The following is a 21,434-nucleotide window of genomic DNA, read 5'->3' as shown; positions in this document are numbered from 1 at the left end:
GGATCTCCGCGCCCCGGTGCGCAAGGGGACACGCCGAAGACTTCACACCGGGCATACGGAAGACTGGTGGGGTGCAGAGATCAGCAGTGCGTCCGAGCCCGATCTTCCTCGGCATCCTCGCCGTCGCCGTCGCCGGTGGTTTCCTGGCTGCATACGGTGATTCCACGACTCTTCTCGGTTCCCGCGACCCGATGTTCATCGCCGGCGTCGTGCTCCTCGTCGCGGGCGGCTGGATGACGTCGCTGACGCTCCACGAGTTCGGGCACGCCTTCGTCGCCTTCCGCGGCGGTGATCACGAGATCGCTCACAAGGGGTACCTCTCGCTGGACGTCCGGCGCTACGCCGACCCCGTCCTGTCCTTCGTCCTCCCGCTGATCTTCTTGCTGATCGGCGGCATCCCACTGCCCGGCGGCGCGGTGTGGATCAACCGCGGCGCGCTGCGCAACCGCGCGACGGCGTCGTGGACGTCGCTGGCCGGCCCGCTCAGCAACCTCGCCGTCGGCGCCGCGCTGTGCCTGGCGACGATGCTGATCCCGATGGCGGCCGGCCTCTTCTACGCGATGTCGTACCTCGCGCTGCTGCAGATCATGACGTTCCTGATCAACATCTTGCCGGTGCCGGGGCTGGACGGCTGGGGCGCGCTGGAGCCGTATCTCTCGCCGCAGGCGCGGGCGTTCGGCGCGCGGGTGCGGCCGTGGGCCCCGCTGGTGCTGTTCGCGCTGTTCTTCCTTTTCCGGCCGGTGTCGGATCTGCTCTGGAGGATCGCCGGAGCCATCTACGAACCGCTCGGCGGCAACGCGGGCGCTGCCTACATCGGGCAAGCGGCGTTCCTCTTCTGGCACTGAGCGGGTGTGGTGGAACCTGGGCGGTTCGTCGTGGTGATCTTGGGCTAAGCGGCGGGCGGCTTCGGTTTCGACGGGGCCGTCAGCGAGGCGCGCGGACCCGATACGCCGTGGTTCACAGCGCGAGAGCACACCGCACCGAACACCAGGTTCCCCAACACCCTCCGCGGGCTCAGGCCCACTCCCGGTGGGCCATGAGCCACGCGTGCGCGCGCTTCCAGACCTTTTTGAGCCCGGAGCGCTCGCCGAGGTAGTCGCCCGCCGCGCCGACCACCGGCAGCATTCCGAGCACCCGGTGGATCCATCGGCCGCGCGGGCGCTTCTCGAGTTCGCCGGTGATCCCCCACAGCGACTTGCCGAGGTGCCAGAGCGTGCTCGCGACGGCTTTCGCGGTGACCTTGCCGTGTTTGCGGTGAGATTCGTCGAGTTCCTCGGTGAGCCGCGCGGTCTCGCTGTCCTCCGCGGACTTCGCGGATTTGTCGTGGCTGGCTCCCGCCGCGAGGTCGGCGTCGATCTCGCGCTGGAACAGCACCGAGGCGATCAGCCGGACGCGGCTGCCCACGTCGGTCACGCCGTACTCCCCGGCGATCGCGCACAGCACCAGTCCCTGCGACGCCGCGCCGAGGGTGTCCTGCACCGGCAGCCGGTCGGCGAGCGCTCCGCCGAGTCCGGGAATCGAGGTCAGCAGCGAGGTGAGCCTGCCGACGCGGTTGACCCACCAGCTCGCGCGCTGGTCGATGTCCATCGCCGCCCAGCCCGCGGTGCCCGGCAGCTTCACCGTGGACAGCGCATGGAGCATTTTCTTCTTGAGCCCGGCGTCGGCGAATTCGTCCTCGCCGCGGCGGGCCCGCGCTTGCATACCGAACGGGTCGGCCTCGCGCAGCGCGTCGATCACCGGCGCGCACGCACGCACGAACGGTCGCAGAATCGCCACGACCTGACGGTCCGAAATGGCCTCAGACACGGACACCTCCCTTCGCCGCGGCCCGGCCGAGCCCGCCGCCGAGGACCAGTGCGGCGGGCAGCGCGCTCGCGCCGAGCAGAAGCAGCGCGCGCCAGTCCTGGACCAGCACGACGTCGCCGCCCGGACCGAACAGGCCGACCCCGAACACGACGAGTACCCACACCAGCAACGGCACGAACGACAAACCGGGCCGCACGAGCTTCCCCGCGGTCAGCACGAGCCACGGCGTGGTGACCGCTCCGACCACCGCGGTGACCGGCAGCGGCACCTCGCCGAGCGGACCGAGCCGCAGCGGGAGGAAGAACAGTTCGAGCAGCGCCAGCACGACCGCGTCGACCGCCAGCAGCACCAGCATCAGCCGCTGGTCGCGAGTGAGCGGGGCGGACACGGTCACCACCCTCCGAAGAGATCGGTCTCGGCGCCGGCGGCGTCGCCGTGGGCGAGCACGAAGTACTCGGCGGACGGGATCGGCTGCGCGATGCTGTTGGTCAGCGCGAAGTGCGGCACCGCGCCGTCGACCACGGTCAGCTGGGTTTCGTGCGCGCGCAGCGCCGCCAGCTTCGCCTGCCGGTGCGCGGAGATGTCGACCACGGTGGTGATTGTGCCGTCCGGAGTGGACGGAAGCTCGCCATCGGCGGCCACCCGGAACGGTGATGTCCCGTCCGCACGCAGTTCGGCGAGCCCGACGGCGAGCGCGGCCTCGGACTGGACCACGTGGAAGACCCGCCGGACCGAGGGGGCGTCCGGAGCCGCCGCCATGGTGATCTCGTGCGCGCGGATGTGGTCGGGATGGCCGTAGCCGCCGAAGGAGTCATAGGTGACGACGACCTGCGGCGCGAAATCGTCGATGAGTTCGCGCAGCTGCGCGGCCTGCTCCTGCGCCGAACCGCCGGTGAACGCCCGCGGGTGCTCGGCCGACGGCGTGCCCGCCATGCCCGAATCGCGCCAGCGGCCGATGCCGCCGAGGTACTCGTGCCGGGACAGGCCGAGCTCGGCGGCCGCGGCGGCCATCTCCCCGGACCGGTACCCGCCGAGCTGGTCGGCCTCCGCCGCCACGAGCTGGGCCAGCCGCGGCGGGACGATCTCGCCCTCTTCGCCGAGCGTGCAGGTCACCACGCACACCTCGGCGCCCTCGGCCGCGTACCGGGCGATGATTCCGCCGGTGGCGATGCTTTCGTCGTCCGGGTGCGCGTGGACCAGCAGCAGCTTCCGCTTCACGCCCTCAGATTAATGACCACCCAGTCCGCGCCCGGGACGCCGACCCCCGGCGCGGCGTTCCGGAACCGGGAAACCGCGCCGTGCACGGGAAAATGCATTCGCATCCCACGACGTCGGACCAGCGTCCCGGCTCGTGGGCGTTCCCTTCCGCGGAACGTTCCGCGGTTCGGAATGCGCGGACGAGGACGCAAGATGCTCGGAACACCCACCGAGCACCCGCCGCCGCCCGGGCGTTTTCGCCCGTGCCCGGCGGCGGGCGCATTGTTTCGCTTCACGAGATCGGACCAATTTCTTGTCACTTCGGGTTCGTCGCGACCGCGGGACTGCTCCATTAGCTGGGGTACCGCATACGGAACGGGGCGGTTATTGTCCGCCGGGCCGGTTGGCCCGCTGGGCCGAATTGCCACCCGAACCGGTCGGGAGTTCCCGTGATCAACTACTGACCGTAGTCGATCAAGTGCGGAAATCACGGCGCAACCAGGGGGCACGAGATATCTGTTCCGCAACGATCTCACTGAGAGTGTCCGGATCGATAGGTTTGGCGTCTGTCCAATGCCTAAGTTTCACGGCTACGGTGAGCAACGCGATACCGATCGGTGCTTGCGCGTCAGGAAGAGTCGCCTCGCAAACCCGCGACGGCGTCGAGCAAGGAGAATGAATGTTAGTGACGACTAGGTCGCGCGCCGCGAAGCTGGGCGCGTTCGTCGCGGGCGCGGCCCTTCTGCTCTCCGCATGCGGTGGTGGCGGGGGCGGCAACAGCGCGGTGCAGACCGGGCAGGCATTCGCCGACTGCGACAAGAACCCGAACACCTGCAACTCGGCGCAGGCCGATCAGCTCCAGCAGGGCGGCGACGTCACCTTCGCGATCGAGAAGAACGTGCCGAACTGGAACGTGACCTCGGCCGAGGGCAACGTCTTCGAAACCGGCATGGTCACCAAGGGCATCCTGCCCTACACCTTCTACGCGACGCCGGACCTCAAGCCGGTCCTGAACAAGGACTTCGTCGAGTCCGCCGAGCTGACGAACCCGACGACGATCGTCTACAAGATCAACCCGAAGGCGGTCTGGTCCGACGGCACTCCGCTGTCGGCCGACGACTTCATCTACAACTGGAAGGTGCAGAACGGCAAGGACTGCCCGGACTGCTCCCCGGCCGACACCTCCGGCTACGACCAGCTGACCTCCGTGGTCGGCTCGGACGGCGGCAAGACGGTGACCGCCACCCTCGCCAAGCCGTTCACCGACTGGAAGAAGCTCTGGGGCTCGTCCGGCGCGATGTACCCGGCGCACCTGGCCAAGCAGCACGGGGACACCAACACCCCGGCCGGCCTCGCGTCGTCGTACAAGTGGTTCGGCACGACCGTCCCGACCTGGACCGGCGGCCCCTGGAAGATCTCGAAGTTCGTCAACAACCAGTCGATCACCGAGGTCCCGAACGAGAAGTACTGGGGCGAGAAGCCGCGGCTGAACAGCGTCATCTTCCGCATCATCACCGACGCGACGCAGGAGCCGACCGCACTGCAGAACAACGAGGTGCAGGTCATCTACCCGCAGCCGCAGGTCGACCTGATCAACCAGGTCAAGAACATGCCGAACATCTCCTCCTACATCGGCCTCGGCCTGACCTGGGAGCACTTCGACTTCAACCTCAAGAGCCCGGCGCTGGCCGACAAGACGCTGCGCCAGGCACTGTTCACCGCAGTCAACCGCAAGGACATGATCGCCAAGACCGTCGGCCAGTTCACCAACAAGGTCGAGCCGCTCAACAACCACAACTTCATGCCGCAGCAGCAGGGCTACAAGGACGTGGTGAGCGCGACCGGCCAGGGTTCCGGTGACATCGAGAAGGCCAAGAAGATGCTGACCGACGCGGGCTACAAGCTGGCCAACAACCAGCTGTCCGACCCGAGCGGCAAGCCGATCCCCGAACTGCGCATCCGCTACACCGTCGGCAACCAGATCCGGCAGAACGAGTGCGAGCTGTTCGCGCAGACCGCGGCCCAGCTGGGCATCAAGGTGAAGGTCCAGTCCACCGACGACCTCGGCCAGACCACCACCAGCGGCGACTACGACGTCATCGTCTTCGCCTGGGTCTCCTCGCCGTTCCCGTTCGGCGGCGCGAAGCAGCTGTGGGGCACCGGCCAGGGCAGCAACTACGGCAAGTACAGCAGCAAGCAGGTCGACGACCTGATGGAGCAGGCCAACGCCGAGAACGACCAGACCAAGGCGGCGGACCTGCTCAACCAGGCCGACAAGATCATGTCCGAGGACGCGTACGTGCTTCCGCTGTACCAGAAGCCGACCTTCATCGCCTCGTCGGACAAGATCGCGAACATCCGCAACAACTCGACGCTCGACGCGCCGGTGTACAACATGGCGGAGTGGGGCATCCGGAAGTGATCAACGACCGGTAGATTCCCGCAGGAGCACCGGTGAAGGGCCGGCCGCAAAGCCGGCCCTTCACCGTATCCGCGAACAATTGCCCTTTTAGTTCCCGAACACCACGATTGCCCCGTTACGCCGCCAAGGCCCTGCCACCACGAGCGGCGGGCGCCGGCAGAACACCGTCCAGAGCAGGAAGACCTCCATGCTTGCCTTCGCACTGCGCCGGCTATTCGTTTCGGTGCCGATCCTCATCGTGTCGACGTTCGTCGTCTTCGTGATGGTGTCGCTCTCGGCCAACCCGTTGACCCCGCTGATCGCGAGAAACCCGCCGCCGCCCCCTCGCACCATCGAACTCGAACGCATCCGGCTGCACCTCGACCAGCCGATTCTCGAGCGGTACTGGCACTGGATCACCGGCGTGCTGCACGGTGATTTCGGCCCCTCGGTCCAGTCCACCATGAACATCGGCAGCGAGGTGTTCGGCCGGTTCGGCGTGACGCTGCGGCTCATCGTGCTCGCCATGGTGGTGGCGCTGATCCTCGCCGTGCTGATCGGCGTGATCAGCGCGTCGCGGCAGTACTCCAAGTTCGACTACACCGCGACCTTCTTCGGCTTCCTCTTCCTGTCGATGCCGTCGTTCTGGTTCGCGCTGGTGCTGAAGCAGGTCGGCATCGGGATCAACGAGTCGGTGGGCGACCAGGTGTTCTACACCATCGGTTCCTCCTCGGTGGTCGCCGCGGGCGGGTTCTGGGCCCAGTTCGGCGACGTGCTCGGCCACCTGATCCTGCCGACGATCTCGCTCGCGCTGACCAGTTACGCGGCCTGGAGCCGCTACCAGCGCGCGTCCATGCTCGAGGTGCTCAACAGCGATTACGTCCGCCTCGCGAGGGCCAAGGGCCTGCCGCGCTGGACGGTGACGCGCAAGCACGCGCTGCGCAACGCGCTGATCCCGCTGACCACGGTGACCGCGCTCGACATCGGCTCGATCCTCGGCGGCGCCGTCGTCACCGAAACCGTGTTCCAATGGCAGGGTGCGGGCGCTTTCCTGCTGGACGCGATCAAGCGCAGCGACGTGTACGCGGTGGAGGCGTGGCTGCTCATCGCGGCGACGTTCATCATCCTGCTCAACCTGATCGCCGACCTGCTCTACGGCCTGCTCGACCCGAGGATCCGCTATGCCTAACGACGCAATCCCCACTCCGCCCACCACCCTGGGCGGCGCTCGGTTCGCTCCGGACGACCCGCAGACCCCGAAGGGCGCGCCGGAACGCGAGTTCACGGTCAAGGAGCGCAGCCAGGCGCAGCTGGTGTTCCGGCGGTTCCTGCAGCACCGGCTCGCGATGATCAGCCTCGTCGTGTTCGTGCTGATCATCCTGTTCGCCTACGTGGGCGCGGCGATCTGGAAGTACGACGCGGGAGCCATCACCGACCAGAACTCGGCCCCGCCCTCGGGCGACCACCCGTTCGGCACCGACGCGGTCGGCCACGACACGCTGGCGCAGGTGATGCGCGGGACGCAGATCTCGCTGCAGATCTCGATCCTCGTCGCGATCTTCGCGACCGTCGTGGGCACCATCTGGGGCGCGGTCGCCGGTTACTACCGCGGCTGGCTCGACACGGTCTTCATGCGCATCGCCGACCTCGTGCTCACGCTGCCGCTGCTCGCGGTGGCCGCGGTGCTCGGCCACCAGTCCGGCGGCACGTGGTGGCTGATCGCGGTCGTCATCGGCGGCCTCTACTGGGCGTATGTCTCCCGGGTGGCGCGCGGCGTCGTGCTTTCCTTGCGCGAGAAGGAGTTCGTCGAGGCGTCGAAGGCGCTCGGCGCGAGCGACAGCCGGATCATCTTCCGGCACCTGGTGCCCAACGCGCTCGGCGCGATCATCGTCAACCTGACGATCCTGGTGTCGATCGCCATTCTGCTCGAGACGGCGCTGTCGTTCCTCGGCTTCGGCGTACAGCCGCCGGACACCTCGCTCGGGCTGCTGGTGAGCAGCGCGCAGACCGCGATCGACACGCGGCCGTGGCTGTTCTACTTCCCGGGCATTTTCATCATCCTGATCGCACTGACGATCAACTTCATCGGGGACGGCCTGCGGGACGCGTTCGACCCCCAGCAGACGAAGGTGCGCGCATGACCCAGAACGGCTCGCAAGGACGCGGCGGCGATCCCGTCCTCGTCGTTGAGGACCTGACCGTGCAGTTCCCGACCAGCGAGGGCGTGGTCAGCGCCGTGCGCGGCGTGAACTACCAGCTTCGCCGCGGCGAGGTGCTCGGCATCGTCGGCGAATCCGGCTCCGGCAAATCGGTGACCTCGCTCGCGGTGATGGGCCTGCTCCCGAAGACCGCGAAGGTGTCCGGCTCGATCCGGTTCGGCGGGCAGGACCTGCTGAAATCGAACGAGAAGGAACTGAACAAGGTCCGCGGCAAGGGCATCGCGATGGTCTTCCAGGACCCGATGACCTCGCTGAACCCGGTGTACACCGTGGGCGACCAGATCGCCGAGGCGATCACCGCGCACCACGACGTGCGCAAGGACGTCGCGAAGAAGCAGGCGGTCGAACTGCTCGACCTGGTCCGCATCCCGAATCCGAAGCAGCGCGCGGACGAGTACCCGCACCAGCTGTCCGGCGGCATGCGCCAACGCGTGGTGATCGCGATCGCGATGGCCAACAACCCGGACGTGATCATCGCGGACGAGCCGACCACCGCGCTCGACGTGACGGTGCAGGCGCAGATCCTCGAGGCGCTGCAGGCCGCGCAGAAGGAAACCGGCGCGGCGATGGTGCTGATCACCCACGACCTCGGCGTGATCGCCGGCCAGGCGGACCGGGTGCACGTGATGTACGCGGGCAAGGTCGTCGAGTCCGGCACGGTCGACGACATCTTCTACCACCCGCGGATGCCCTACACGCTGGGCCTGCTCGGCAGCCTGCCGCGGCTGGACGTCAAGACCGACCGGCTCACGCCGATCACCGGTTCGCCGCCCGCCACCCAGAACATGCCGCCGGGCTGCCCGTTCAGCCCGCGCTGCCCGCTGTCGCAGCCGATTTGCGACGAGGAGGAGCCCGCGCTCGTCGCCGGCCCGAACGGGCAGCACGCGGCCTGTCACTTCACCGAGCAGGTCGTCGGGAAGGACCCGGCCGAGCTGTTCAGCGCCACCTCGGCCGACGCGGCAGCCGTCCCGGTCGCCGTGGACGCCATCGCGACCGACACGGAGACGAACCGATGAGCGAGGCCACGGCGGGACAGGCACCCGTCCTCTCCGCGCAGAACCTGGTCAAGCACTTCCCGATCCGCGGCGGCGGCATCCTGCGCCGCGTTTCGGGGGCGGTGCAGGCGGTGTCGGACGTGTCGTTCGACATCTACCCGCACGAGACGCTCGCGCTGGTCGGCGAATCCGGCTGCGGCAAGTCGACCACCGCCCGGGTGGCGCTGGCGCTGCAGCCGCTCACCGGCGGCAAGGTCACCTACGAGGGCAAAGACCTCGCGACGATGGGCAAGCGCGAACTGCAGCGGCTGCGGCGCAGCATGCAGATCGTGTTCCAGGACCCGTACGCCTCGGTCGACCCCCGGCTGCCGGTGAACGAGATCATCGCCGAACCGCTGCGCATCCACGGCCTGTACGAGAACGGCGGCAAACAGCAGGTCCGCGACCTGATGAAGACCGTCGGCCTGCGCCCGGAGCACGGCAACCGGTTCCCGCACGAGTTCTCCGGCGGGCAGCGCCAGCGCATCGGCATCGCCCGCGCGCTCGCGCTGAAGCCGAAGGTGCTGGTGCTGGACGAGCCGGTGTCCGCGCTGGACGTCTCGATCCAGGCGGGCGTGCTGAACCTGCTGAAGGATCTGCAGGCGGAACTCGGGCTGTCGTACCTTTTCGTGTCGCACGACCTTTCCGTGGTGCGGCACGTGGCGGACCGGATCGCGGTGATGTACCTCGGCAAGATCGTGGAGACCGCGCCGTCGGAGGAGCTGTTCGAGAACCCGGCGCACCCGTACACGCAGGCCCTGATCTCGGCGATCCCGGTGCCGGACCCGCGCAAGGAGCGGACGCGGCAGCGGATCGTGATCACCGGTGACGTGCCCAGCCCGGCCAATCCGCCGTCGGGCTGCCGGTTCCGCACCCGGTGCCCGAAGTTCGCCAACCAGCTGGACGACGCCGGACGCGAGAAGTGCAAGACGGAGGAACCCGCCTTGATCGACCGCGGGCAGGCGCATCCGGTGGCGTGCCACTTCGCGGAGAGTCTGCAGTTGATCTGACGCGGCAACGAAAAGGGGCCTCGCACTTGTTCGTGCGAGGCCCCTTTCGCGTACCGGATCAGGTCGCGCCGCGGGTCCAGTTCACCGCGGATCCGAACGGACCCTGCATCGGCGGGCCGGGCGTCAGGCCGGAGATTCCCTTGCCCACCGCCAAAGTCTCGGCTTCCTGGAACAGCGGGATCACGACGTTTTGGGACCACAACTGCGGTTCCAGCGTCTTGAGCGAATCCGCGACAGTCGCGGAGCCAGTGAGGGCCGAGTCGATCGTCGCTTGCAAGCCCTGGTCGCACAAACCCGCGGGATTAGCTGGCACCACGGGTTTCGTCTTGTCCACGGGCGTGGGCTCGGGCGCGCAGCCGTAGCTCGACGCGAGGACCGTCGCCGGGTCGCCGCCGACGGGTTGGCCTACTACGGCGATATCCACGCCGACCGTGCTGTTCGAATCCGGGCTCGCCTGCTGTTTCCCGTTCACCACCGGCATCGCCAGCAGGGACGAATACAGGTCGCGCGGCTGCGGTTTGATCTGGTTGACCTCGATGCCGCCCGCGACCAGCTCCGATGCCAGTTCCTTCGCGATCGACGCGTACGGTTCCTGTTCGCCGGGCGACGCGAGCACTATCGACAGCGTCTTGTTTCCCTTGCGCCACACGCCAGCTTCCTTTTTGTACCCGGCGGCGGTGAAGTACTGCTCGGCCTTGGTCGCGTCCGGCGCGGCCGGCGGGCCTGCCGGAATGGTGGCCGCGTAACCCTTCGCCGAGGGGGGCAGGACTTGTGCGTCCGCTTTCAGCGTGGCGGACGGGCCGCCTTTCGCCCCGGCGGAGATCAGTTTTCCGCGGTCCAGCAAGGCGGCGATGCCCGCGCGGACTTGCGGTTCGGAAAGCGTCGCGCTCACCGGGCGCAGCAGCACCGACGCGGTCAGCGGACGCGGCAGCGTGTGCAATTTGACCGCCGAGCCCAGGTCGTTCAGCAGCTGCAGCCCGGTGGAATCGGTGCGGGTCAAGGAGAATTGGTCGTTGCCGCTGCGCAGTGCGGTCGCGATGCCGGACGCGTCGGAGCGGCGCAGGATCAGGGTGTCGACCGCGGCGGGCTTTTCCCAGTACCGGTCGTTGCGCTGGAGAGTCGCTTCGCCGCGGGCGGTGTCGATGGTCTTGATCGCGAACGGCCCGGCTACCGCGGGGAAGCTCGTCGCGAGGGCATTCGCCCAGCCGCCCGGCGAATCCTTGAGCAGGTGTTGCGGGAGCAGATTGTCGAACAGCGTCTGCCAGGCCGGGTACGGCTTGCTGAAGGTGACCTCGACGCCCTTGCCGCCGTCGCGGGATTCGATGTCCGAGATCAGCCGGTAGCCCGCCGGTTCGATCACGCCGGGGTTCGTCTTCATCGCGTTGGCGAGGTAGATGAAGTCCTCGGTGGCGATCGGGGCCCCGTCGGACCACGAGGCGTCCGGGCGGATCACGTATTTCACCGTGAACGGCACCTGCGAGACGACCTCGGCCGAGACCATCAGCGTCTTGTCGAGCGTGCGCGTGCCGTCCTCGGACTGCCGGAACACCGAAGGCAGCAGGAGCTGCGAGAGCGCGGTGGTGATCGTCGACGCGTCCGCGATGCTGTGCGGGTTGTAGCCGCCGACCACGTCGTCCACGCCGACCACGATCTGCGACTGCGACGCCGCGCTGGTCGTGCTCGACGGCGGAGCCGACGTGACCACCGGGGGCGGCGGGGTGTTCGAACACGCGGCGAGCAGTACTCCCGCCAGCGCCAGCACCGGCCCCAGCCGGCGTCCGAATCGCACGCTCGTCCTCCTGAAAGTTCCCGCCGCGCTCCGTGGTCCGAGCGGACATGCTGCCATGCCAGGGCGGGGGCCGGCATCGAGATTCCCACATCGGCCGTCACTCCGTGACATCGGAGTGGATACCGCCATAAGAGTGGACGCGCGAACCGCCGTCGCGGTTCACGCGAAAGGGCGCCTCCCGGGAACGGGAGGCGCCCTTTTTCACCTGCGCGAGGTTCAGCTGTTTTCGCGGCTCTTGGCCCGCGAGCGCTCCTTGGCGCGGGTCGCGATGTCGAGCGTGACCTTGCGGACCCGCACGACCTCCGGCGCGACCTCGACGCATTCGTCGCTGGCGCAGAACTCCAGCGCCTCCTCGAGGCTCAGCTTGCGCGGCCGGGCGAGGCGCTCCAGCTCGTCCCCGGTGGACGAGCGCATGTTGGTGAGCTTCTTCTCCTTGGTGATGTTGATGTCGAGGTCCTCGAGCCGCGGGTTCTCGCCCACGACCATGCCCTCGTACACCTCGGCTCCCGGCTCGACGAAGAAGCTGCCGCGGTCCTGGAGCTGGATCATCGCGTACGCGGTGATCGGGCCGGACCGGTCGGCCACCAGCGAACCGGTGTGCCGGGTGCGGATCTCGCCCGCCCACGGGAAGTAGCCCTCGAACACGTGGTTCGCGATGCCGGTGCCGCGGGTTTCGGTGAGGAAGTCGGTGCGGAAGCCGATCAGGCCGCGCGAGGGCAGCACGTAGATCAGCTTGATCCGGCCGGTGCCGTTGCCGCTCATGTCTTCCATCCGGCCCTTGCGGGCGGCGAGCAGCTGCGTGATCGAGCCGAGGTGCTCCTCCGGCGAGTCGATGTACAGCCGCTCGAACGGCTCGTGCAGCTTGCCGTCGATCGTGCGCAGCACCACCTGCGGCTTGCCGACGGTCAGCTCGAAGCCCTCGCGGCGCATCTGCTCGACCAGGATGGCCAGCGCCAGCTCGCCGCGGCCCTGCACCTCCCAGGTGTCCGGACGCTCGGTGGGCAGCACGCGGATCGACACGTTGCCGATCAGCTCCTGGTCGAGGCGGGCCTTCACGAGCCGCGCGGTGACCTTGTCGCCGCCGTTGCGCCCGGCCAGCGGCGAGGTGTTGACGCCGATGGTCATCGAGATGGCGGGCTCGTCCACGGTGATCCGCGGCAGCGCGACCGGCTCCTCGGGGTCGGCGAGGGTGTCGCCGATGGTGATGTCCGGGATGCCGGCGATGGCGACCAGGTCGCCCGCGCTGGCCTCGGTGGCCGGGACGCGGGTGAGCGCCTCGGTGACGAGCAGTTCGGAGATGCGGACGTTCTGGACCGAACCGTCCTCGCGCATCCAGGCCACGGTCTGGCCCTTGCGGAGCTTGCCCGCGTGGATGCGGATCAGCGCGATGCGGCCGAGGAAGTTCGACGCGTCGAGGTTGGTGACCAGCGCCTGCAGCGGCGCGTCCGGGTCCGCGACGGGCGGCGGGACGTGCGTGAGCAGGGTCTCGAACAGCGGGTCGAGGCTCTCGCTGTCGGGAAGGCCGCCGTCGGCGGGCTGCTCCAGCGACGCCTTGCCGGCGCGCGCCGAGGCGTAGACGACCGGGAGGTCGAGGATCGCGTCGTGGTCGGCGTCCTCGATGTCGCTCGCGAGGTCGAGCAGCAGGTCGTGGGTCTCCTCGACGACCTCGGAGATCCGGGCGTCCGGGCGGTCGACCTTGTTGACCACGAGGATCACCGGCAGCTTCGCCTCGAGCGTCTTGCGCAGCACGAAGCGGGTCTGCGGCAGCGGGCCCTCGCTCGCGTCGACCAGCAGCACGACGCCGTCGACCATGGAGAGGCCGCGCTCGACCTCGCCGCCGAAGTCGGCGTGGCCCGGGGTGTCGATCACGTTGATGGTGACCGTGCCCTCGGGGGTCTGGCGGTGGATGGAGGTGTTCTTCGCGAGAATGGTGATGCCCTTTTCCCGCTCGAGTTCACCGGAGTCCATCACGCGGTCGACCAGCTCGGCGCGTTCGGCGAAGGCGCCGGACTGGCGGAGCATGGCGTCGACCAGGGTCGTCTTGCCGTGGTCGACGTGGGCGACGATCGCGACGTTGCGCAGGTCGGGCCGGGTCTTGCCGGACGCGCGGCCGGTTTCGACCGCGGTGGCGCTGGCTGCGGGCACGCGAAGACTCCTGAACTCGAAAGAAAGGCGGGTGGCGCCGCGCGGCGAACGAAGATCACGGGCACCGGGAAATGCGACCGGCTCTCGCTGACCGGCTTTGGCCACACGCGGACTTCCAACAGGATACCTGTTGGGGTGGTGTGAGGAGCGCCACGCCCTCCTCTCGGTTAGGCTCACCTAACCTTTGGGGTGTTCTTGGCCGCCGGTGTGAGGAGTGCGCGTGGGGAAGAAGGACGCGGACGATCCTCGGGCCGTGGTGCGGAAGTTGATGAAGGCCGGGAAGGTCAAGAAGAAGTGCTGCCGGTCTGACGATCGGTGCAAGAAGTGTCCGGTTTTGGCGTTGAAGAAGGCTAAGAAGCGGGTTGCCAAGGCTGCTTGAGGGCGTTCTCGGGCGGCTCGTCGCCCTGGCGGGCGACATTGCCGATTGAGTGGGTTGCGTGGGGCCCCCGAAGCTTGATTGTGCTGACGGTTCGGGGGTGCTTGTCAAGGCGGGAAAGATGCCTTGACAAGCACCCCCGAACCGCAGGGAGGCTTCGTATCGGGGGCGGGGGGAGGGGTGGGTGCCTCGCTGTTTGGGTGCAGCGGTGCCGGTTTTCTTCGCGGGTTGGGTGCTTCGCTCGTGGGTGCAGCGGTGCCGGTTTTCTTCGCGGGTTGGGTGCTTCGCTCTTTGGGTGCAGCGGTGCCGGTTTTCTTCGCGGGTTGGGTGCTTCGCTCGTGGGTGCAGCGGTGGCGGTTTAGGGCTGTGAGGGGAATCTGAGGGGGCGCTGGATCCGTGAAGGCGGCCTCGCGGGACGGCGTTAGTTGTCCAGCAGTTCGTTCACCAGGGTTAGTTCCGGGGCCGTTCTGGTGGGCTGGAACTGGATGATTTCGTAGGTGGCCAGCTGGTTGATCGCGAAGGGGTCCGTGGCCAGGATCGCGTCCAGCTGTGCGCGGTCGATGGGGCGGGTGACGATGACGCCGCCGGTGCGGGGTTTTTGGGCGCCGGAGGCCAGGAAGCGCCCGTCTTCGTACTGCTTCGTCAGCCACTCCTGGTGGGCGGGGAGGGCGCGGTCGATTTCCTCTAGCGGAACGGTGTACGTGAGCACGACGACGAACATGGTTCGAACCGTAGTCCGGTGCTAGGCTCGTCGCATGCGTTTCCAGAGCACTCAGTGGTGGCCGTCCGTTGGCGGCCCCTTAGCTCTGCGCTGAAAAACCAGCGAAGGCCGCCCGGTGGGCGGCTTTTTTTGGGTCCGCTCCCGGGGTCGAACACATCCACGGAGAGGAAAACCCCGATGGTCCAGCTGTCCGGCATCACCCCGTCCGGTCACGTCCAGCTCGGCAACCACCTCGGCGCGTTGCGTCGGTGGGCGGCCGACGGCGGGCCGGACGATTTGTATTTCGTTTCCGATCTTCATGCGATGACCACCGCGCACAATCCGGCGAAGCTGCGGTCGCTGGCGACTGAGCAGCTGGCCGTGCTGGTCGCCGCCGGGATCGCGCCGGAGCGGGTGTTCGTGCAATCCGATCTCGCGCGGGAGCTGGGGGCGTTGACCTGGGTCTTGGAGTGCACCTGCTCCTACGGCGAGGCGGCGCGGATGATCCAGTTCAAGGAGAAATCCAAGGGACAGGCGGGAGTGCGGCTCAGCCTGCTCACCTATCCCGTGCTGATGGCGGCCGACATTTTGCTGCAGGGCGCGGACGAGGTGCCGGTCGGCGAGGATCAGCGGCAGCACGTCGAGCTGGCTCGCACGCTTGCCCGGCGGTTCAACTCCACGTACGGCGAGGTGTTCGTCATTCCGGAGGCGACGTTGCCGCCCGCGGGGGCGCGGGTGAAGGACTTGGCCGAGCCGACTCGGAAGATGTCCAAGTCCGCGCAGGATTCCGCGGGCGTCGTGTTCGTGCTGGACGAACCCGATCAGATTCGGCGCAAGGTGCGCAAGGCGCGGACCGACGGGGATTCGGCGCCGATGTACGACCCGGAGAATCGGCCGGGGATCTCGAATTTGCTGGAGATTCTCGCCGCTTGCGGGGGCGGCGAGCCCGCGGAGCTGGCCGAGAAGTACCCCTCGTACGGCGTGCTCAAGGATGCCGTCGCCGAGGCGGTGATCGAGGAATTGCGGCCGGTCCGGGAGGGCACGCGCGCGTTGCTGGACGACGTCGCTGAGCTGGAGCGGGTCCGCAAGGCGGGCGCGGAGCGGGCGATCGACCGCAGCGCGCACCGGGTGTCGTCGGCCTTGCGGATGGTCGGGGCGGCTTGAAGAGGCTCGTGAGTGCTGGTTCTACTGGGAATCAGCACTCACGAGCGCGTGCAGTGCGGGCAGCAGGTCCCGGTCCGCCGGAAGCCAGTCCAGGTCGTCCAGTTCGTCGTCGCCGACCCAGCGCAGCGCGGTGTGTTCGACCGCGCGCGGCTCGTCGCCCGGCGACAGCAGCGCGGCGGAGTACACGCGCAGCACTTTCCCGCCCGGCAGCGGGATTTCCGGGCCGACCCGCTCGCCCACGGTGACCGCCACGTCCAGTTCCTCGTGGCATTCCCTGGCCAGCGCGAAAGCCTCGGTCTCGCCTTCCTCGACGCGCCCGCCCGGCAGTTCCCACTGGCCCGCGTGATGCGGCGGCCAAGCCCGTTGCTGGGCGAGAAGCTTGCCGTCGCGCACCAGTGCCGCCCCGACGATGACCGCGTCCATGCGCCCAGTCTCCCCCACCGGATTCACCGGTCCGCGCCCGCCCGCCAGGTGACCTCGAACCGCGCGCCGCCGTCCGGCGATTCGCCGACCCGGACCTTGCCCCCGCGCCGGCGCACCGCTTCGGCGACCATCGCCAGGCCGAGGCCCGTTCCGCCGGACGAGCGCGCCCGGTCGTCGGACACGCGGTAGAAGCGGTCGAACACCTTGCTCCGGTGCTCGGGCGCGATGCCCGGACCGTCGTCGTCCACCACGACCCGCACCTTCGAGCGCGAGGCCAGCACGGACACCACGATCTGCCCGGACGCGTACCGGCAGGCGTTGCGCAGCAGGTTGTCCAGCACCAGCTCGACCTCCTGGTGCGCCGCCGACGCCCAAGCCTGCGCCACCGCGCTGCTCACCCGCGTGTCCGGTGCCCCGGACGGCAGCCGCCGCACCGCCGCGCGGACCTCCGACACCACCTCGACCGGTTCCGCGGGCGGCACTTCCCCAGCGTCGGACCGAGCCAGCGCGAGCAGGCCGTCGAGCAGGCCGGACAGCCGTTCGGACTCCTCGAGAATGTCCGAAAGCGTCTCCTGCGCCAGCTCCGGATCGGGATTCGTCACGGCCACCTCGGCCTGCACCCGGATCGACGCGACCGGGGAACGCAACTCGTGCGCCGCATCGCCCGTGAACCGGCGCAGCCGCTGGCTGACCTCTTCCTGGCGTTCGAGCAGCGCGTTGAATTCCTCGGCCAGCGCACGCATTTCGTCGTGCGACGTCGGCAGCGGCAGCCGCGCACCCGGCGGCAGCGTGCGCACCAGCCCGCGCATCCGCGCCACCGGCCGCAGCGCGAGCCGGACGACCAGCCAGGTCGCCAGCCCCGCGACCAGCGCACCGACCAGCGCGACCACGACCAGCCACAACCCGCCGTAATGCACCGCGGCGGTGAACCCGACCAGCCCGGCGCCCGCGACGACCAGCCGCTGGCTGCCATTCGGTGTGCTGACCACCTGGCCGCGCCAGCGCGACCCGTCGGACTGCACCGGCAAACCCGCTTTGAGCTGGGAGACCTCGTGGCCGGTCAGCTTCGGCCGCGCCTGGCCGTCCACCGGGTCCCCGGCGATGTCCAGCACCCGCACCGAAACCGGGTCCGCCGAGGTGAGCGGCTTCCCGGCGGAGACCGCGCCGGCCGCAGGGGCGAGCGCGGCGGTCAGCTCCTTGTCGACCGAATCGGTGAGCAGCGGGTCGAGATTGTTCGCCGCCAGCGCGGCAAGCCCGAGGAGACAGCCGAGCGTGATCGCCGCCGCCAGCACGGTGATCCGGACCTGCAGCGAACGGCGGCTCCACCACGACGACGGCGAGCCAGTCACCTGACCTCGTCAAGCTGGTCGTCCGAGGCGAGATAGCCGTGCCCGCGCACCGTCCGCAGGATCGAGCCCGCGCCGACCGCGTCGAGCTTGCGCCGCACGTAACCCACATACACCTCAACGAGATTCCGCGTGACGGCCTGCTCCTCGCCCCACACCGCGCGCAGCAGTTCGTCCTTCGTCACGACCGTCCCGGCACGGCCGACGAGCACCTCCAGCAGCCCGAATTCGCGCGGGCTCAACGGCACTTCGCGACCGTCCCAGCGCACCTGCCGCAACGCCCGGTCGACCTCCAGCGCACCGAGTTTCAGCGCACCGCGCGACGCCTCCGGCCCGGCCCGCCGCAGCACCGCCCGTACCTGCGCGACCAGCACGACGAACGAGAACGGCTTCACGAGGTAGCCGTCCGCGCCGAGGTCGAGGCCGTCGGCCTGGTCGATCTCACCGTCCTTCGCGGACACCAGCAGCACCGGCGTGGTCACGTTCTCCGCGCGCAGCCGTTCCAGCACGCGATAGCCGGACAGGCCGGGCAGCATGATGTCCAGCAGCACGACGTCGAACGAACCGGTGCGCGCGAGCTGCAGCCCGGTCGGCCCGTCCGCGGCGGTCACCACGTCCATGTCCTCCGCGCGCAGGCCGCGTTGCAGCGCCTTGCGCACACCAGGTTCGTCGTCGACCACCAGCACCCGAGGTTTCACGATCCTCATCATGGCCGGTTCGCGCGGCTGACGCGCGTACTCTCAGTGCCATCTCAGCTGAACGGGCCGAACATTCAGGGGTATCTCAGCCTCGGCAGGGGAACGTCTGCACCGGGAGCCGGGCCCGCCAAAGCCCGGGAACACAGGGAGAGACGAGATGGATCCGAAGAAGAAGGCCATCACGGCGGCCGTCGTCGGCACCGCGCTCGGCGTGGGCGGGCTGGTCGTCGTGGCGATGCCTGCCTCAGCGGGGGACGCGCCGAAGCTGCCGCAGGTCAGCGCGGAGGACCTGGTCCAGTCGGTGGTCACCGCGAAGCCGGCGCCGTTCGACGGCACGGTGACGGTGAGCAACGACCTCGGCCTGCCGAAGATGGCGACCGGCGCGGTACCGGGGGCGGGTGCGCTGGGCGTCGATTCGGCGCAGGTGTTCAGCGACGGCACCGGCAAGACGAAGGTGTCGCTCACCAAGGGGCAGGCGCAGGAGACGATCATCCACAACGGCAACACCGTGTGGGACTACGACTCCAAGACCAACAGCGCGACCAAGACCACGATCCCGGGGGACGTGGCGACCAAGCGCAATTCCTACGAGGGCAAGGCGGCCGACCCGTCCACCGCGGCCAAGGAACTGCTCGCCAAGGTGCGCGAGAGCAGCAACGTCGCGGTCGACGGCACGGCCACGGTCGCCGACCGGCCGGCGTACGAGCTGGTCCTCACTCCGAAGCCGACCGAACGCACGCTGCTGCGCGAGATTCGCGTCGCGATCGACTCGCAGACCCGGATGCCGCTGCGGCTTTCGGTGCTGAGCAACGGAACCACCGCCCCGGCGCTGGAGCTGGCGTTCAGCAAGATCGAGTTCGCCGACCAGTCGGCCGACCTGTTCGCCTTCACCCCGCCCAAGGGCGCGAAGGTGACCGAAAAGCAGGCCAAGATCGACGAGCGCGACAAGGCGCTGGCGAACGAGGCCATGCAGGCCGCCAAGTTCGTCGGCGACGGCTGGGACACCGTCGTCACCGGCAAGGTGCCCGCGGATCTGGTGAAGGCCAAGCAGCAGGCGCAGGGCGAGGACAAGGGCGCGGACGTGCAGAAGATGCTGAGCCGGTTCGCCAAGCGGGTCAACGGCCCGTGGGGCAGCGGCTACCTCTTCACCACCAAGGTGGGCGGCGCGGTCCTGACCGACGACGGCCGGTTCGCCGCCGGCGCGGTCCCGGAGCAGGTGCTCTACGAAGCGCTGGGCGCCAAGTGACCAGCACCGCGGTCGAAACCGGGGCGGGCGTCTCCGAGGAGGCGCCCGCCCCGGCGGTCCCGCTGGCCGCGCGCACCCGCGGGCTGCGCAAGGTCTACCGCGGCACGGTCGCGGTGGACCACGTGGACCTGGACGTGCCCGAGGGCGCCGTGCTCGGCATGCTCGGGCCCAACGGTTCGGGCAAGACGACCACGATCCGGATGCTGCTCGGGCTCGTCCGCCCGACCGCGGGCGAGGTCGAACTGCTCGGCCGGAAGATGCCGGAGGAATCCGCGCACGCGCTGCCGGACGTCGGCGCGCTGGTCGAGGGGCCGGGCTTCCACCCGTTCCTTTCCGGACGCGACAACCTGCTGCGGTTCGCCGCCGCCGAACCGCGGCTGGCTTCGGCCGCGATCCCCGGCGCGGTCGACGCCGCGCTGGACCGGGTCGGGCTGTCCGCCGCCGCGCGCCGCCGGTACAAGGGCTATTCGCTCGGCATGAAGCAGCGGCTCGGTCTGGCGAGCGCGCTGCTGGTGCCGCGCCGGATGGTCGTGCTCGACGAGCCCACCAACGGTCTGGATCCGGCGGGTACCAGGGAGATCCGCCGCATCATCGCCGATCTGCACTCGGACGGCGTGACCGTGGTGGTTTCCTCGCATCTGCTCGCCGAGGTCGAAGCGACCTGCACGCATGTGGCGGTGCTGCAGTCCGGCTCGGTGGTCGCTCAGGGCGAGCTGACGGATCTGCTGGAATCTGGCAACGCCGCGCTGCTGGTGCGTACGCCGGACGCCGAGCAGGCGGTGGAAACGTTGCGGGAGAACCGGATCGGGGCGCGGCTGACCCCGGACGGCGTCCGCGTCGACCTCACCGCGACGCCCGCGCCGCGCGTGCTGCAGGTGCTCGTGCAAGCGGGGGTCGAGGTGCACGAGGCGACCCGGGCGCGGACCGGGCTGGAGGACCTGTTCGCGCGGCTGACCGAAGGGGAATCGGCGGCCGGCGAAGAAACCGAGGGGGAAGCGTCATGACTGCCGCTGCGGTAGCGGTGCCGGTGAGCCGGACCGGGCACGACACGGTGCCGTTGTTCCGCCTGGTCGCCGCGGAGCTGCGCTGGATCTTCCGCAGGCCGCGCACACTCGCGGTGCTGGGGCTGCTCGCGCTGGTGCCGATCGTGGTCGGGATCGGCCTGACCCTCGTCGGGCAGAACTCCGGGGGCGACGCGCCGGACGACAGCGGCGCCGCGCTGCTGGTGTCGGCGGTGAACAACGCGTTCGTGCTGCCGATCGCCGCCATGGTCATGACGCTCACGCTGCTGCTCCCGCTCGCGTCGGCGATGGCGGGCGCGGACGCGATCGCCGGCGAGGCCGCGCACGGCACGCTGCGCGGCTGGCTCATCGCACCGGTCAGCCGGGGCCGGCTGCTGACGGTCAAGGCGTTCGGCGTCGCGACGGTGTCGGTGGTCGCGGTGCTCGCCATGTCGGTGACCGGCGTGGCCACCGGATTGATCATCAACGGCACGGATTCGCTGTTCACGCTGTCGGGCACCACGCTGTCGCTCGGCGAGGCACTGCTGCGGATCCTGCTCGTCGGCGGCTGGATCGTGCTGCAGCTGTGGGCGGTCGGCGCGATCGCGCTGGCGGTGTCGAGCTGGACCGAGCACCCGATGCTCGTGGTCGCCTCGGTGCTCGCGACGAACATCGTCTTCACCATCCTCGGCTTCCTCAGCTCGCTGAAGTGGCTGCACCCGTTCCTGCTCACGCGGAACTGGACCCTGGCCCCGGCGTCGGTGCTGCAGGATCCGATGTCGCTGTCGATGATCGGCGAAGGCGCGGTCCGCGCGGCCTGCTACATCGTGGTCGGACTTTCGCTGGCCTACGCGCGCCTCGTCACCCGGGACGGCTGAC

Annotated in this window: 20 protein-coding genes; 11 read left to right on the top strand and 9 right to left on the bottom strand. The window is 69.1% G+C overall.

All coding sequences use genetic code 11. The annotated features are described in order from the left end of the window. The first annotated feature begins 86 nt into the window (after window positions 1-86). Window positions 87-845: a site-2 protease family protein gene (locus F9C12_RS30475; protein WP_409186897.1), complete on the top strand. Its 759-nt coding sequence runs from the start codon at window positions 87-89 to the stop codon at window positions 843-845. A 169-nt stretch (window positions 846-1,014) separates the two neighbouring features. On the opposite strand, the gene F9C12_RS30470 is transcribed toward F9C12_RS30475, so the two are convergent. From F9C12_RS30470 to mshB, 3 genes are read right to left on the bottom strand one after another with little or no spacing between them, the layout of a single operon-like run. After that, the gene (locus F9C12_RS30470; RefSeq protein ID WP_409185199.1) at window positions 1,015-1,806 is read right to left on the bottom strand and encodes a hypothetical protein; all 792 of its coding nucleotides are present in this window, start codon (window positions 1,804-1,806) and stop codon (window positions 1,015-1,017) included. Beyond that, window positions 1,799-2,200 (bottom strand): hypothetical protein, encoded by a 402-nt coding sequence (locus F9C12_RS30465; RefSeq protein ID WP_409185198.1) that lies wholly within the window; start codon window positions 2,198-2,200, stop codon window positions 1,799-1,801. The genes F9C12_RS30470 and F9C12_RS30465 overlap by 8 nt, the downstream gene beginning before the upstream one ends. Further along, window positions 2,197-3,024 (bottom strand): N-acetyl-1-D-myo-inositol-2-amino-2-deoxy-alpha-D-glucopyranoside deacetylase, encoded by an 828-nt coding sequence (gene mshB, locus F9C12_RS30460; protein WP_409462652.1) that lies wholly within the window; start codon window positions 3,022-3,024, stop codon window positions 2,197-2,199. The genes F9C12_RS30465 and mshB overlap by 4 nt, the downstream gene beginning before the upstream one ends. A 658-nt stretch (window positions 3,025-3,682) precedes the next feature. Between mshB and F9C12_RS30455 the strand changes: the two genes are divergently transcribed. The 5 genes from F9C12_RS30455 (at window position 3,683) to F9C12_RS30435 (ending at window position 9,667) form a co-directional block, all read left to right on the top strand. Beyond that, the gene (locus F9C12_RS30455) at window positions 3,683-5,425 is read left to right on the top strand and encodes an ABC transporter family substrate-binding protein (protein ID WP_409462651.1); all 1,743 of its coding nucleotides are present in this window, start codon (window positions 3,683-3,685) and stop codon (window positions 5,423-5,425) included. A gap of 187 nt (window positions 5,426-5,612) precedes the next feature. After that, complete coding sequence (locus F9C12_RS30450; RefSeq protein WP_409185195.1) at window positions 5,613-6,593, top strand: ABC transporter permease; 981 nt, start codon at window positions 5,613-5,615, stop codon at window positions 6,591-6,593. Then, the gene (locus F9C12_RS30445) at window positions 6,586-7,545 is read left to right on the top strand and encodes an ABC transporter permease (protein ID WP_409185194.1); all 960 of its coding nucleotides are present in this window, start codon (window positions 6,586-6,588) and stop codon (window positions 7,543-7,545) included. The genes F9C12_RS30450 and F9C12_RS30445 overlap by 8 nt, the downstream gene beginning before the upstream one ends. After that, entirely contained in the window at window positions 7,542-8,639 is a 1,098-nt protein-coding gene (locus F9C12_RS30440; protein WP_409185193.1) for an ABC transporter ATP-binding protein, read from the top strand. Before F9C12_RS30445 ends, F9C12_RS30440 begins: the two co-directional genes overlap by 4 nt. Then, window positions 8,636-9,667: an ABC transporter ATP-binding protein gene (locus F9C12_RS30435; protein ID WP_409185192.1), complete on the top strand. Its 1,032-nt coding sequence runs from the start codon at window positions 8,636-8,638 to the stop codon at window positions 9,665-9,667. The genes F9C12_RS30440 and F9C12_RS30435 overlap by 4 nt, the downstream gene beginning before the upstream one ends. A 58-nt stretch (window positions 9,668-9,725) precedes the next feature. Here the strand turns inward: F9C12_RS30435 and F9C12_RS30430 are convergent, their stop codons facing one another. Then, window positions 9,726-11,429 carry an ABC transporter family substrate-binding protein gene (locus F9C12_RS30430; protein ID WP_409467102.1) on the bottom strand — a complete coding sequence of 568 codons (1,704 nt, stop codon included), beginning with the start codon at window positions 11,427-11,429 and terminating at the stop codon, window positions 9,726-9,728. Between the two features lie 243 nt (window positions 11,430-11,672). Then, window positions 11,673-13,601 (bottom strand): translational GTPase TypA, encoded by a 1,929-nt coding sequence (typA, locus tag F9C12_RS30425; protein WP_409185191.1) that lies wholly within the window; start codon window positions 13,599-13,601, stop codon window positions 11,673-11,675. Between the two features lie 220 nt (window positions 13,602-13,821). Between typA and F9C12_RS30420 the strand changes: the two genes are divergently transcribed. After that, on the top strand, window positions 13,822-13,980 hold the full coding sequence (locus tag F9C12_RS30420) for a hypothetical protein (RefSeq protein ID WP_409462650.1): 159 nt from the start codon (window positions 13,822-13,824) through the stop codon (window positions 13,978-13,980). Between the two features lie 418 nt (window positions 13,981-14,398). Here F9C12_RS30420 and F9C12_RS30415 read toward each other — a convergent pair whose 3' ends face one another. Further along, window positions 14,399-14,698 carry a YciI family protein gene (locus F9C12_RS30415; RefSeq protein WP_409462649.1) on the bottom strand — a complete coding sequence of 100 codons (300 nt, stop codon included), beginning with the start codon at window positions 14,696-14,698 and terminating at the stop codon, window positions 14,399-14,401. Between the two features lie 177 nt (window positions 14,699-14,875). On the opposite strand from F9C12_RS30415, the gene trpS reads away from it, so the two are divergent. Beyond that, window positions 14,876-15,841 carry a tryptophan--tRNA ligase gene (gene trpS, locus F9C12_RS30410; RefSeq protein WP_409462648.1) on the top strand — a complete coding sequence of 322 codons (966 nt, stop codon included), beginning with the start codon at window positions 14,876-14,878 and terminating at the stop codon, window positions 15,839-15,841. A 21-nt stretch (window positions 15,842-15,862) separates the two neighbouring features. On the opposite strand, the gene F9C12_RS30405 is transcribed toward trpS, so the two are convergent. From F9C12_RS30405 to F9C12_RS30395, 3 genes are read right to left on the bottom strand one after another with little or no spacing between them, the layout of a single operon-like run. Then, the gene (locus F9C12_RS30405; protein WP_409185188.1) at window positions 15,863-16,264 is read right to left on the bottom strand and encodes an NUDIX domain-containing protein; all 402 of its coding nucleotides are present in this window, start codon (window positions 16,262-16,264) and stop codon (window positions 15,863-15,865) included. A gap of 23 nt (window positions 16,265-16,287) precedes the next feature. After that, window positions 16,288-17,613 carry a sensor histidine kinase gene (locus F9C12_RS30400; protein WP_409462647.1) on the bottom strand — a complete coding sequence of 442 codons (1,326 nt, stop codon included), beginning with the start codon at window positions 17,611-17,613 and terminating at the stop codon, window positions 16,288-16,290. Next, window positions 17,610-18,320: a response regulator transcription factor gene (locus F9C12_RS30395; protein WP_409185186.1), complete on the bottom strand. Its 711-nt coding sequence runs from the start codon at window positions 18,318-18,320 to the stop codon at window positions 17,610-17,612. The genes F9C12_RS30400 and F9C12_RS30395 overlap by 4 nt, the downstream gene beginning before the upstream one ends. Window positions 18,321-18,465: 145 nt before the next feature. Between F9C12_RS30395 and F9C12_RS30390 the strand changes: the two genes are divergently transcribed. The 3 genes from F9C12_RS30390 to F9C12_RS30380 are packed head-to-tail and all read left to right on the top strand — an operon-like array spanning window position 18,466 to window position 21,433. Next, complete coding sequence (locus F9C12_RS30390; RefSeq protein WP_409462646.1) at window positions 18,466-19,554, top strand: LolA family protein; 1,089 nt, start codon at window positions 18,466-18,468, stop codon at window positions 19,552-19,554. Next, window positions 19,551-20,558: an ABC transporter ATP-binding protein gene (locus tag F9C12_RS30385; protein WP_409462645.1), complete on the top strand. Its 1,008-nt coding sequence runs from the start codon at window positions 19,551-19,553 to the stop codon at window positions 20,556-20,558. Before F9C12_RS30390 ends, F9C12_RS30385 begins: the two co-directional genes overlap by 4 nt. Beyond that, window positions 20,555-21,433, top strand: a complete 879-nt coding sequence (locus tag F9C12_RS30380) for an ABC transporter permease (RefSeq protein ID WP_409185183.1) — start codon at window positions 20,555-20,557, stop codon at window positions 21,431-21,433. Before F9C12_RS30385 ends, F9C12_RS30380 begins: the two co-directional genes overlap by 4 nt. The last annotated feature ends 1 nt before the right edge of the window (window position 21,434 follow it).

It is taken from the genome of Amycolatopsis sp. GA6-003, assembly GCF_046267895.1.
In the GTDB taxonomy this organism is placed as follows: domain Bacteria; phylum Actinomycetota; class Actinomycetes; order Mycobacteriales; family Pseudonocardiaceae; genus Amycolatopsis.
The sequence above is the reverse complement of the archived record's forward strand: the minus strand, read 5'-3'. Positions and strand labels throughout refer to the sequence as shown.